Genomic DNA, 13669 nt, shown 5'->3' with positions numbered 1-13669 from the left:
ATCCTGCAAGTTTGTACCTTGCAGGATTTTTGCTTCTGATTAGATTAAGCCTTCCAAGAGACCCTTCATAAAGTTTTCTGAGTTAAACTCTCCAATATCATCGATTTTTTCACCAAAACCAATCAATTTTACAGGAATATTAAGTTCTTCACGGATGGCTAAAACAACACCACCTCGAGCAGTTCCATCAATCTTAGTCAAGACAATTCCTGTCAAAGGGGTAATTTTTGAAAATTCTTTGGCCTGTACCAGGGCATTTTGACCTGTTGATGCATCGAGTGCTAAGAAGGTTTCATGCGGTGCTTCTGGCACAACACGCTTAATGATACGGCCAATCTTCTCCAACTCAGCCATAAGATTATCCTTGTTTTGTAGACGACCAGCAGTATCAATCATGAGAATATCGATACCTTCAGCCACTGCACGTTCCATACCATCAAAGACAACGCTGGCTGGATCAGCTTTTTCAGGTCCAGTCACAACTGGAACGTCCACACGACGGCCCCATTCAGCTAGCTGGGCTACTGCCCCTGCACGGAAGGTATCTGCCGCAACCAACATGACCTTCTTACCAGCTTGCTTGTAGCGGTGGGCTAGTTTTCCGATAGAAGTTGTTTTCCCAACACCATTAACACCAACAAAGAGCATGACTGTCAAACCATCTTGGAAGTGGATACTTTCATCGTAGTTACCATCCTTTTCATAAAGCTCAACCAATTTCTCAATGATAACACGACGAAGTGCGTCCGGTTTCTTGGCGTTTTCAAGCTTGGCTTCGTAACGTAACTCCTCTGTTAAGTTAGAAGCGACTTGGACACCAACGTCACTCATGATTAGCAGTTCTTCCAGTTCTTCGAAGAATTCTTCGTCAACAGAGCGGAAATTGGCAAAGAAGGCGTTCAAACGGGCACCGAAGCCTGTACGAGTTTTCTTAAGACTACGGTCATATTTTTCCTGAACAGTTTCTTCTACTTGAGGTCTTTCTGGTTCAAGTACTTCAGAACTATTTTCTTCAAGAGCTTCTTCGTGTTCAGAATTCTCTTCCTTTGTGACTTCTTCTGAGTTTGGCAATTCTTCAACTTCTTCTTGATGAACCTCTACATCTGGTTCTGAATCCATACTTTCTTCAACTGTGTCTTGATTTTTCTCTTCTTGGAGCGCAACTTCTTCAGAACTTTCAATTTCTGCTTCTTCTTGAGAAACTTCCTCAGCTTCTGTAAGGGCAGGCTCCGTATCTTCAGACAAATCAAGATTTTCCAGAGCTTCTTTTACAACTTCTTCGATTTTAGGTTCTTCTTTTTTTCTGAATAGACGGTCAAATAATCCCATATCTTAGTTCTCCTTTAGCACATATTCTTCGATAGCCCAGGCAACAGCTTCCTCATCATTGGTCATTGGAGTTACCACATTTGCGACTGCCTTGACTTCAGGAACAGCGTTTTGCATGGCAACACCAAGCCCTGCCCATTCAATCATAGAAAGGTCATTGGCTTCATCACCACAGGCCATCACTTGGCTTTGATCAATTCCCAGATGACTGATTAGTTTTGCCAAACCTGTTGCTTTATGAACATTCTTTGGTGACCACTCTAGCAACATTTCTCGTGATTTAAAGATTTCATATTGGTCAAACAATTCCGGAGAAATCTTCTGAATAGCTGCATCCAAGGGTTCTTGAGCAAAGGCGGTCACGCATTTATTATAAGTCATTTGACTAGATAAGTCTGCAAAGTCCACTGGAACAAAAGTCAAAGCTGGATTAAATTTGGCATAAAGACTTTCTTGGTCGGATTGAATTTGATAAACAGTTCCTTCTGAGATGGCATCAAGAGGCAGTGATAATTTCTCTGTTTCTTCATACAAGCGTGCTACATCATCATATGAAAAGACTGTCTTATCAAGGATTTCACCTGTATTTTTCTGAACTAAACCACCATTAAAAGTAATCGTATACTCATCTTCCTGACCGTCAGTCCCTAGCTCATGGAGAAAGAAATCCATGGCTTTTAAGGGACGACCAGTTGTCAATACGACCTTGATACCACGATCACGCGCAGCTTTCAAGGTTGCCTTGGTGCGATCCGTCAACCTTTTATCAGTAGTCAGCAAGGTCCCGTCCAAGTCCAATGCAATCAATTTTATATCTGCCATTATAAGCCCTCCATATAAGCTATAACCGACTGGTCCTTATGGTGACCAATCACTGTCTCTGCTAATTCTAAAATTTCAGGTCGTGCATTTTCAGGAGCTACAGGATGTCCCACAACCTGCATCATATGCAAGTCATTTAGATTGTCTCCAAAAGCCATAACCTGATCCATTGTGATACCAAGTTTTTTAGCTAATTCAACAATGGCCACACCCTTATCGACATAGTCCAGAACAATATCAATGGATTCAAAGCCAGTTGTCATGGCCTTAACACCAGGGACATTTTCGTTTACCCAAGCTTCCCCAGCTTCTAGCGTTTCTTCTGTGAAGTTGGTTGTAAATTTGAAAATGTCATCTGTGATATCTTCTAAACTCGCTACTCTTTGGATATTTTCATTATAATGCTGGCTCTCTTTCAAATAGGTCTCATCAACCGTATCTAACACATAAGAACCCTTTTTTCCCGTCAAGAGCAGTTTATTGACATCTACATAAGGTGACGTTTTCAGCTTTTCAAAAGTCGTCAGATAAAAGTCACGAGACATGGTCGCTTCATACAAGTCCTGACCTCGATATTCTACCAAACTGCCATTTTCAGCGATAAAAATAATGTCATCACGAACATCAGCAAATAATTTTTCTAAGGATAGAAATCCGCGCCCTGAAGCTACCGCAAAGTAAATCCCTTTTTCCTTGTAGGAAGCCAAGATAGACTTGAGTCGGTCCATATCAAAGCATCCATTCCCATCTAGGAAGGTTCCGTCCATATCCGTTGCTACTAGTTTAATCATAAAATCTTTCTTACTCCGATTAGTAAATCTACCTCCTATTATACCATAGATAAGTAGAAAAAGGACTAGTCTATCAGCTTTGCTTCTCTTTTATCCTTCTCTACTAGCTAGTGCTGTTTCTATCTTTTAAAAAAGCTCGTAAAGTTAAAATCGTGCAACTTTTTTCAGATACTTTTAAAAGATTGATTTCCCTATATTTTTCCTTTATACTGGATAAAAAGGAGAATAGTATGTCAGAAACAAATCACGAAATTGATTCAAACTTTGCAGGGCGTTTAAATATACTGCGTGCGGGTGTTCTTGGTGCCAACGATGGAATTATTTCCATTGCTGGTGTGGTTATCGGGGTTGCCAGTGCTACAAGCAATATCTGGATTATCTTTTTATCAGGTTTTGCGGCTATCTTAGCTGGTGCCTTTTCAATGGCGGGTGGAGAATATGTATCCGTTTCAACTCAAAAAGATACCGAGGAAGCAGCCGTTGCGCGTGAGCAAGTCTTGCTAGACCAAGACATGGAGCTAGCTAAAAAGTCCCTCTATGCTGCCTATATTCAAAATGGTGAGTGTGAAACATCAGCACAACTTCTCACCAACAAAGCCTTTTTAAATAATCCGCTCAAGGCTTTGGTAGAGGAAAAATATGGGATTGAGTATGAAGAGTTTACCAATCCTTGGCATGCTGCTATCTCTAGCTTTATTTCTTTTTTCCTTGGTAGCTTACCACCCATGCTTTCAATTACCATTTTCCCAAGTGAATACCGCATTCCTGCTACTGTCCTTATCGTCGGTGTGGCCCTTCTTCTCACTGGTTACACTAGTGCCAAACTTGGAAAAGCCCCAACCAAAACGGCTATGATTCGGAACCTAGCTATTGGTCTCTTGACCATGGGAGTTACCTTCCTGCTCGGACAACTCTTCAGCATTTAGAAGACAAGAAATACCTCGATTTTGAAGTCGAGGTATCTTTTTTACATTTGCACAATCTTGCGATAACTTCTTGAAGTAATCATGAAAATCAGCACATAGGCGATGAGGAAGACAGCGCAGATAGACAAAGTCACTGTCAACATCATAGTCGCATCCAGTACACCAATCACTTTAAGAATCAGACTAAGCATATGGTAGGCAAAGGCTAGGTGTAGAAAGGCAAAGAGCAAAGGGAGGAAGAAAACAGTTAAAACCTGTTTGTTAATGGTTTGCTTGATTTGCTTTTGATCTAAACCGACTTTTTGCAAGATAATAAAGCGTTCACGGTCTTCATATCCTTCAGAAATTTGTTTGTAGTAGATGACCAGAACCGTTCCGACCATAAAGATAATAGATAGGAAAATACCAATAAAGAAGACACCTCCAAAGAGGACACTCATCTGAGCACTAGCATCTGCTAGATTATTACCATACACATAGCTACCTTCTGTGTTTAATTGAGCATTAAACTGATTGAGGTAGTTTTCATATTCTTCAGCGACCTTGAGTTGTTCTTCTTCGCTGACATTTACATTCATACCACCGTAAAACTGATTATAGATATCTGAATCTGGGAATTGGTCCAAAAAGGCTTGTAGATTAGGTACAACTAGATAATTGTAATCAGTAGTCAAAATATTAAACTGATTTGGGACATGGTTGACAATGAAATCTTTATTAAATTCTTCTTTTACAGAAAATTGATGATCGTTTAGAGTTAAGTTTTTCTGGCCTTTCAGTCCATCATTCTTAGCGAAGAGTCCGACCTCATTTCCTGATAGAGACAGTTTTTGACCAGTCATAGTTTCATAATCTTTTTGGTCAAATACCATAAAAACTGTTTTAGGTTGGACACGATTTTGTCCTTTTTCAAAAATGGTTAACTTGCTACCTTCTTGGTTTGCAACACCAAAGTAAGCGTAACGAAGAACTTCTTTTTCTTTGATATTATAACCTTTGTCACTTGCAAACTGGCTCAAAAGTTTGTCCAGGTCTTCTTTTTCAACATTTCGTCCATTAATCCCAAAATCATGAGGATTCATCACTTTTTTAAAGGATTCTGAGGCATTGAAAATGCTTGTCGCGGCTGACATGGTTACCAAAACCATTGTTGATAAAATTGCGATAGTTGCTAGTCCAACCGCATTTTTCTTCATACGGAAAATCAAGTTGGAAACAGAGATGAGGTTATTAGGTTGGTAATAGTATTTCTTGTTTTTCTTTAAGATTTGGAGGAAGACTGTAATCCCTGCATTAAACAATAGATAAGTACCAAATATAACCAGCAAAACAGCTAAGAAGAAGGTTGTTAGGGCTGTAAGGGGATCTTTTACGGTAAGGGAAAGATAATAGCCAATCCCTAAACTTATGGAACCAAGAATAGTTTGGAGAGGTAGGAAACGACCTCTTTTCTCTCCGCTTGCTTTCTCACGTGAGAGCTGGAGGGCATTCATACGGGCGATTCGAAGGGCATTCAGGAACATGAGGCCTAGGAAAATCAATCCAAAGACAACAAGTACTGCAATGACAACATTCATTTGGAAGGTAGCGACCAGCTCAACCTTCAATTTCATCAGTTTGAGCAAGAAAGCGAAAATTAACTTGTCGAACAAGGCTCCAATACCGATACCCGCTCCAACAGTTAGAATCCCAAATACCACTAACTCCTTAAAGGTCATACTGATTAGATGACGCTTCTCTAAGCCCAACATGCCATAAATTCCTAGTTCCTTAGAACGATTTTTCATGACAAAACTATTGGCATAGAGGACGATAATGGCTGACGCAAGGGTGACGACAAACATACCAAATCCAAGTGTAGCCTGAATCGTTGTCCCTCCACGAATTTCCGCAATCTTGGGATTGAAGGTTAGGGAATAAAAGAGATAGGTGACGGTGACTGCCAAGAGAACAGCCAGCGCAAAAGGATAGTAGAGTTTGCGGTTTTTAATCAAGTTCGATACCGCTAACTTATTGGTTAATCGAAACATACTAATTCACCTCGCTTGCCATGACAGTCAAGGTATCAGAGATCTCTTGGAACATCTGACGTTCTGTCTTCTCTCCACGGTAGATTTGATTGTAAAGAATGCCGTCTTTGATAAAGAGTACACGTTTGGCTCTGCTCGCTGCTGCTGTGGAGTGGGTTACCATGAGAATGGTTTGGCCACGCTCATTGATTTCATCAAAGACATCAAGTAAGGCTGCAGATGACTTGGAATCAAGAGCTCCTGTTGGCTCATCCGCAAGGAGAATTTCAGGTTCTGTGATGATGGCGCGGGCTACTGCTACACGCTGCTTCTGACCACCAGAAATCTCGTAAGGGTACTTCTCTTGCAATTGGTTGATACCTAGATTCTCAGCTGTCACCACCAATTTCTTCATCATCTCCGTAATAGGTCTTCTTGACAAGACAAGCGGAAGCAAGATATTATCCTTGACAGAAAGCGTATCTAGCAAGTTAAAGTCTTGGAAGACAAAGCCTAATTTTTCACGACGGAAGCTAGAAGCCTGTGAATTTTTAATGGTTGCTGTGTCTGTTCCATTAAGATAAACCTGACCGCGTGTTGGTTTATCCAGCATAGCTAGAATATTGAGAAGAGTGGATTTACCAGAACCAGACTCACCCATGATGGCAACGTAGTCACCCTTTTCCACGGTAAAGTGAATATCCTTGAGGGCTTCTACTTGGTTGCCCTGAAAACGAGTTTTATAAATTTTTTGAACGTGTTTTACATCTAAAAGTGTCATGAGAATCTCCTTTCTTAATATCCCATCAAATGAAATGTCTCTTGCATCATAGCGCATCCCAGCTGAACGCGCTCGATATCTTTGTGGCTTGGTTTTCTTGTTTTCTTATGTAAGATTTGTTTCATGATGTTACTCCTTTGTTCTTTATGAGTCTAGTTTACATCAAAAAAAGACCGCTTGCCATAACCTAACCTTACAAAAGAGACTTTAATCTTACATTTTTGTAAGATTGGGGGGAATTTAGCCATTTCATTAAAAATATTTTACCATAAAAAGAAAGCAAGAAGAAAACCCTTGCAGATACAAGGGTTCAGATTCGTAAATTGACAGCAACGGTCAATAATACATTCATAAACAGTTTGAAGATTCATTCTTTCGTTTGATTATAAATCTATGTCACTAGAACGATTTTCATCTAAACAAAAATCAGCTTTAATCAACAAAGTTAATTCTTTTAAATTCACAGCTTCACTTTGGTTAAGTCGGACAGCTTGATTCATTATTAAATCTTCATATAGATTTCGAACAAAGCGACCGTTAGAAAAATTGGTGAGATTACTTTCTAACTTTTCATTAAAATAATTTAATAATACTTCTTTCAGCTTGTCATCTATATGGTAGTCGTCTTTTCTTGCTAATGTTTCAAGAATACCTAACAATTCTGTAGAAGAATAATTTTCAAAATTAATAAAATAATTAAATCGAGATTTTAAACCAGGATTTGATTCAAAGAAATGGTTCATTGGTTCGGTATAACCAGCCACAATAACAATTAAATCATCTCGTGAATCTTCTAAAGCCTTTGTAAGTTCTGTTAAACATTCTCGCCCGTATGAATCAGTATTTTCATTTTCAGTAATACTATACGCCTCATCAATAAAGAGAACTCCACCTTTTGCCTTTTTTATGACATTTTTAACTTTCAGTGCAGTTTGTCCTTGGTAACCTGCAATTAAATCTGTTCTGGAGACTTCTAAAAAATGTCCTTTGGATAAAAGTCCCAGTTGGTAGTACATTCTTCCAATAATTCTAGCAACAGTTGTTTTTCCTGTTCCTGGATTTCCCATAAAAGCCATGTGTAAAGTTCTTTTAGGAATATTTAAACCAGACTCTTTCCTTTTTGACTGAACTTTTTGATAAATAATTAAACGACTAACTTCTTTTTTTACCTTCTCTAAACCTACTAACTGATTTAGTTCCACCAAAAGGTCGTCTAAAGATGATTTCTTTTGTTGACCCAACTCTTTTTCCAAAGTATCAAATAGGTAAGTATATCCAAGAAAGCTAGCTAGATTATCAGATAAATCCTTCAATAAAGATGTAAGCTTGTTTCGTTTGTTAGCTTGTTGTAATAAAAAAATAGATTTATACAATTCTGCTACTGACTTTGTATCAGTATGATTTGCTATAATATTATTTACTTTATCAAGATAATTATTTTCTTTTCCAAAATAGAAGTCTAATTTCTTTGCACTACAAATTAATTTATCTCGAGAAGTTGACATATCTTACCTCAATAACATGAAAAGCAAGGCAATCACTAACATACCAATAGAAATTCCAGAAACAATAAAGACTGTTAGAAGGCGATTTGAAATAAATTGAATTTGTTGTTTACTTTCATTTAATTCTCTCCTAAGTTGCTCAATTTCTCCAGTATTTGAAACTGGTTCTGAAGGAAGAGTACTTGCGAATTGTTCTAGATTTTCAAGTCTATCATTGAATTTAGAAAGCATTACTTCATGTTTTTCGATAGAGTTTTTGCTATTTTCTTCGTTAAGTTTCTCTTTGAACTGCTTAAGAGCTACTAGAGTTGCTTTCTGATTTTCAATCGTCTTTTGAAGACGTTCTTGTTCTCTTATAATTTTTTTATTTGTATGGTCAATTGCTGCAACTGAAGATAAAATTGCTTGAATATAATCTTTATCAAGAGCCTCCAAAGCTATATATACTTGACCAAATTCTTCTACCATCTTTTGTTGTCTCTCATAGAATTTTGAGAAATAATTTTGAATTTGCTCAACTAAGGTATTAAACTCATTTCCAGTCACTCCGTGTTCAGCAAATTCAAAACCAAAGAAATCTTCATGAGTTCTAACTCTATCAAAATAAAGTTCTTCTCCAATTTGCTCAGCAAATTCTTTTAGTTGTTCTTTAGCTTGGTCAAAATCATGTCTACTAATGTTTACATTAAACGAATCTTGTTCTTGCTCAAATACTTCTTGTTCCATATTTTTCTCCTTAATCTAATAATTCTTGTAATAAAGTATCAATCTCATCAAAGTCACTTTTATCGTCTCTTGTAGATTCTGCAAAAATATCTGACAGCTTTTCTTTCATCATTGAAGCAGCCATATCATGTCTTTCCTTAATAGTATTGATAACAGAATCTTTTTCAACTTGTAACTTTATACTCTTAACATCTAATAATTGATCTTGGATTACTAACATTTCATTATTTTGATCAATTTTCTTAGAATTTAGCTCGGAAATTTGTTTATTGACAATTTGCTGATCAATTATTTTTAGTACGAAAGCGCCAATAATTCCTGATAAAGTTGCTCCCATAAATGTTCCAATGACGCTACCGATTGTTCCCAAAAGTGGTATTGAAATAGCCAAAACTGGAAAACTTGCAGTGAGGGATGCTCCTAAAACTTCCCCAACTACAATTGCACCTGTAGCTGTTAAACCCGCAACAATAATTTTTCCAACCTCTAACATCATAATATCAAGGCTTTTATCTTTATTTTCAGGATTATTTATATAATCTATTGCTTCTTTCAAAGATTTCCAACCTTGGTGTATAAAGGTCCAAGCTTTAAGAACTGTATTAATTACAGGTCCAACTATTGCAGACGCAATCATTGTAACCACAGATTTACCGACATTTAATACATGATTTGCTAAATTATTTACAAAAGAGATGATAGCCTCTTTTATTTTATCAATAAAAGTCGATAAGTTTCTTTCTGTATCTTTTAGCCAAGAGATAAATTTAGAAATCAATTCTCGCAAAAATTCTGATAATAACTGTAAAAGCGCTGCTTTCAAAGCTTTTCCGGAAATTTTTAACGCCTCATCACGACGTGATTTTTTACCAGATTTTATAGCTCGCTTCTCAGCCTCATCTCTCACTCTGTCGTATTCCGTGCGTGCCTCGTTATCTTTCTCTCTTAACTGTTTCTCTTCTTTTGAACTAATATTATGTACTTCTCTAGCATATTGTCCCTTAGAGTTTGGATTATCGAATAATTCTGATGTAGATAAATCTCCCTTCGCTTGATTAACTTCACTCCTAATTTCGTTAAGGTTAGCTTTACTATTTGCAAAAGCAATCTGCTCTTCTTTTGTCAAAAAAGCATTTGCTTTTGGATCACGTATAATCTCTCCAGCAGAAACTGTATGATCCATTTGGGTTCCTTTTTCTTTTGAACCTGTTGGTCTTCCGGTGTCAAATGGTTTTCTCGCTTCTTTGATTAAAGTATTTACAATTTTACCTGAACGAGTTGAGTGTGTTTGAATATTCCCTAAGTCGTCTTTAACAAAATTATTTTGCCAAGTGTCGTATCTTTCTTGATAATTAACATCTCTATTATGGGTTGCAAATTTCCCTTTTTCAAAATTTTCAGCAGTTTGTATATGTGCTTCTTTTCGTAAATCTAGGGTTTGTCCGTTGTTCTCTTTAATAAACTCATCACCAATTTGGGCAGCAAGTTGAAGTTGTACTTGCTCCCAGACTATATTCTCAATAGATTCTTGAAGGTATTCATTATTTTGTAATTTTTCCCTATCTAAATCAATTTTTTCTATATCTTTAATAAGATCTTTGAGATTATTTTCTAGAGAATTTTCTAAATTAAGCAATTCGTCGTATTTAATCTCAATATCTGATGATCGTAATGCGAGTAACTCATTTTCATTAGCCATAATCCATTTCCTGTCAAATTATTTTTATAAGCTTATTATACCATTTAGCCATAGATTCTGACAAGATGAAAAAAAGCCTTGTCTTCTATAATACAAAGCTTATTTTCTTATTTAACTCACCAAAACCATCCTTCATTATCGTCAATGGCTTTGGCTTCTTTGCGTTTTCGTGGGCCTGTTCCGTACATTTCTGCTTCGATTTCTTCCTTGGTAGGCATGATAGAAGCTAGGATGATATAGATAATCACGCCAAGTCCAAAGTTTGCAACTGTAAAAATGGCAAACAAGAAACGAACAAGGGTAACATCAAAGTTCCACTTGTCTGACAGACCTGCCAAAACTCCTGAAATCATGCGATTTCGTCTCATTTTATAAAATTTACTGTTCATGATTTTTCCTCTTTCTGCTAGGTTAGACATAGTATATCACGGGTAGGCTCGGCTTTCATCAGCCCTCAGGCTGATTTATTAGTAGCAATTTACCTCTACAAAGTCCACAGCGATAGCGTATAGTATCAATCCTTCGCTTGCGATGATAAGTTTGCCGGCAGGATTGGCAACGATAGAGCTTGAGTGGTTTAGAGTGGCTATTTGTCAAGGAGGGCACAAATCGTAATCCATCCACTGCTTTCAAAAGTTCCTTAAAATCCCGATCCTTGTGTTGATAGCCCTTCCCTTGAAAATAGAGGTGATAATGACAGAGTTCATGTCTGACAATTTTCCTAAAAATGTCTAAACCAAGTTCCTGATAAATCTTGGGATTAAAATCCAAATGCCCATTTTTGGGGAAAAATCGCCCACCTGTCGAACGTAGACGAGAATTCCACTGGGCTTGATGGATAAAAGGTCTGCCGAAGTCTTCTAGTGAAACCTGCTTAACGTAATCAGTTAGATTCATTTGGAGCTAGGAGCGACAGATTGACTTTTTCACGTTCAGTATCAATTTTCTTGACCCAAACGGTCACCAAATCTCCGACAGACACCACTTGGCTAGGATGTTTGATAAACTTGCGACTCATATGGGAAATATGAATCAAGCCGTCCTCATGAATTCCGATATCAACGAAGGCACCGAAATCAACGACGTTACGCACCACACCTTCTAGCTTCTGACCTACCACTAGGTCTTTGAGATCTAGGACATCTTGGCGAAGCACAGGTGCATCAAAGGAATCACGGAAATCTCGACCTGGTTTGAGAAGATCTGCAATGATATCTTTAAGAGTTTCTGGACCAAGGTCTAGCTCTTGCGCCATTTCCTTGACAGAAAGGGACTTAAGCTTATTTTGTGCTTCTTCGTTTAGGTCTTTAATATCCAAGCGTTTGAAGAGCTCCTTAACTGCAGTATAGTTTTCTGGGTGAACTCCTGTATTATCAAGGATATTGCTACTTTCAGGGATACGAAGGAAACCAGCCGCCTGCTCAAAGGCCTTGGCCCCCAGACGAGGAACTTTCTTGATTTGGGCGCGTGAAGTGATTTTTCCTTCTTCTTCACGGTATTTGACAATATTTTCAGAGATAGTTTTATTGAGTCCAGCTACGTGGGAAAGAAGAGCTGGGCTGGCCGTATTGACATTGACACCGACTTGGTTCACCACGGTATCCACGACAAAATCCAGACTTTCAGACAGCTTCTTCTGGCTGACATCGTGCTGGTACTGACCAACGCCAATTGACTTAGGATCGATTTTAACCAATTCGGCAAGGGGATCTTGCAAGCGACGTGCGATAGAAATAGCAGAGCGTTTTTCAACGGTTAGGTCTGGAAATTCCTGACGAGCAAGTTCACTGGCAGAGTATACAGAAGCACCACTTTCATTGACGATAACATAGCTGACTTCAGGGAAATCTTTAAGAACTTCCGCTACAAAAGCTTCACTTTCACGACTGGCAGTTCCATTTCCGATGGCAATGATCTCTACACCGTATTGACCAATCAAATCTGCCAAATCTTTCTTGGCTTCTTCGATTTGACGAGCTGATGCTGGTTTGACAGGATAAATGACCTGAGTTGTCAGCATTTTCCCTGTTGCATCCACGACAGCTAGCTTGGCACCTGTACGAAAGGCTGGGTCAAACCCAAGAACCACGCGCCCTTTCAGTGGAGCAACCAAGAGGAGATTGCGCAAATTGTCAGAAAAGAGTTGGATAGCTCCTTCTTCTGCCTTCTCGGTTAATTCTGTCCGAATACGTCGCTCGATAGATGGCAAGACCTTTTTCTTAACAGATTGCTGAACTACTTCATCTATGTAGGCATTTTTCACCTTGAAACGAGCAGCAAAGAAGTCAAAAATACGGTCCGTTGCATGTTCAAAACCGACCTTCAAGACACCTAGCTTCTCCCCACGATTGAGAGCCAATGTACGATAACCTTGCATATTTCCAACCGTCTCTGAAAAATCATAATAAATCTGAAAAACCTGCTTTTCATCAAGACTTTCATCCTTGACTTGAGAAGTGAGTTTAGAGTGTCTCAGCACCTCCTGATAAGTCATGGAACGCGAGGCCACATCTTCCGATAAGGCTTCAACCAAGATATCAACTGCACCAGCCAAGGCCTCCTTACCCGTCGCAAATCCTTCACAGACGAACTTTTCAGCTTCCTTCTCTAAGTCAGTTACATTCTGCAAAATCAAGCGAGCAAGAGGGAAGAGTCCGGCTTCACGGGCAATGGTTGCCTTGGTTCGACGTTTCTCCTTGTAAGGAAGATAGAGTTCTTCTACGTCTGCTAATTTTTCGGCAGTTAAGATAGCTTCTTCCAACTCCTTGGTCAGCTTGCCTTGCTCTTGAATCTTAGCCAAGACAGCTTCCTTACGGTCGTTTAGATTTGTCAGACTTTTATCCAAGTCAATAATAGCCTTAATTGCCACCTCATCCAGACTGCTAGTCATGTCCTTGCGATAACGCGCGATGAAGGGAATTGTCGCCCCTTCAGCTGTCAAACTTAGAACAGTATCAATTTGCTTTAAAGTCACTCCCAAATCCTGGGAGATTTTTTCATATTTTTTATCCATGAATCTATTATACCACAAGCTAATATTATTCAAATTATCTCCTACAATATTTAACAACAAGATGTGGG

General features: G+C 38.4%; 12 protein-coding genes. 1 reads left to right on the top strand and 11 read right to left on the bottom strand.

What is annotated here, in order from left to right:
* Nucleotides 1-39 precede the first annotated feature (39 nt).
* From ftsY to N5909_RS07545, 3 genes are read right to left on the bottom strand one after another with little or no spacing between them, the layout of a single operon-like run.
* Complete coding sequence (gene ftsY, locus N5909_RS07555) at nt 40-1329, bottom strand: signal recognition particle-docking protein FtsY (RefSeq protein WP_033681725.1); 1290 nt, start codon at nt 1327-1329, stop codon at nt 40-42.
* A gap of 3 nt (nt 1330-1332) precedes the next feature.
* Nucleotides 1333-2151 (bottom strand): Cof-type HAD-IIB family hydrolase, encoded by an 819-nt coding sequence (locus tag N5909_RS07550; protein WP_033681724.1) that lies wholly within the window; start codon nt 2149-2151, stop codon nt 1333-1335.
* Nucleotides 2151-2942, bottom strand: a complete 792-nt coding sequence (locus N5909_RS07545; RefSeq protein ID WP_033681723.1) for a Cof-type HAD-IIB family hydrolase — start codon at nt 2940-2942, stop codon at nt 2151-2153. Before N5909_RS07545 ends, N5909_RS07550 begins: the two co-directional genes overlap by 1 nt.
* Before the next feature lie 230 nt (nt 2943-3172).
* Here N5909_RS07545 and N5909_RS07540 point away from each other — a divergent pair, with 230 nt between their 5' ends.
* On the top strand, nt 3173-3868 hold the full coding sequence (locus N5909_RS07540) for a VIT1/CCC1 transporter family protein (RefSeq protein WP_033681722.1): 696 nt from the start codon (nt 3173-3175) through the stop codon (nt 3866-3868).
* Nucleotides 3869-3909: 41 nt separating this feature from the next.
* On the opposite strand, the gene N5909_RS07535 is transcribed toward N5909_RS07540, so the two are convergent.
* From N5909_RS07535 to N5909_RS07500, 8 genes are all read right to left on the bottom strand, one after another.
* On the bottom strand, nt 3910-5898 hold the full coding sequence (locus N5909_RS07535) for an ABC transporter permease (RefSeq protein WP_271631066.1): 1989 nt from the start codon (nt 5896-5898) through the stop codon (nt 3910-3912).
* Between the two features lies 1 nt (nt 5899).
* A complete protein-coding gene (locus N5909_RS07530; protein ID WP_000173372.1) occupies nt 5900-6658 on the bottom strand; it encodes an ABC transporter ATP-binding protein in 759 nt (252 codons plus the stop codon).
* Nucleotides 6659-7041: 383 nt separating this feature from the next.
* Complete coding sequence (locus tag N5909_RS07525; protein ID WP_033681720.1) at nt 7042-8163, bottom strand: AAA family ATPase; 1122 nt, start codon at nt 8161-8163, stop codon at nt 7042-7044.
* Nucleotides 8164-8166: 3 nt separating this feature from the next.
* Nucleotides 8167-8889: a hypothetical protein gene (locus N5909_RS07520; protein WP_033681719.1), complete on the bottom strand. Its 723-nt coding sequence runs from the start codon at nt 8887-8889 to the stop codon at nt 8167-8169.
* Nucleotides 8890-8899: 10 nt separating this feature from the next.
* Entirely contained in the window at nt 8900-10588 is a 1689-nt protein-coding gene (locus N5909_RS07515; RefSeq protein WP_033681718.1) for a hypothetical protein, read from the bottom strand.
* 116 nt (nt 10589-10704) lie between these two features.
* Nucleotides 10705-10977, bottom strand: coding sequence for a PspC domain-containing protein (locus tag N5909_RS07510; protein WP_033681717.1), 273 nt, complete (start codon nt 10975-10977; stop codon nt 10705-10707).
* A 58-nt stretch (nt 10978-11035) separates the two neighbouring features.
* Entirely contained in the window at nt 11036-11485 is a 450-nt protein-coding gene (locus tag N5909_RS07505) for a SprT family protein (RefSeq protein ID WP_033681716.1), read from the bottom strand.
* Entirely contained in the window at nt 11472-13601 is a 2130-nt protein-coding gene (locus tag N5909_RS07500) for a Tex family protein (protein ID WP_271631113.1), read from the bottom strand. The genes N5909_RS07505 and N5909_RS07500 overlap by 14 nt, the downstream gene beginning before the upstream one ends.
* Nucleotides 13602-13669: the final 68 nt, after the last annotated feature.

Origin of the sequence: Streptococcus gwangjuensis, from assembly GCF_028156745.1 — a bacterium.
GTDB classification, from domain to species: Bacteria; Bacillota; Bacilli; order Lactobacillales; family Streptococcaceae; genus Streptococcus; species Streptococcus gwangjuense_A.
The sequence above is the reverse complement of the archived record's forward strand: the minus strand, read 5'-3'. Positions and strand labels throughout refer to the sequence as shown.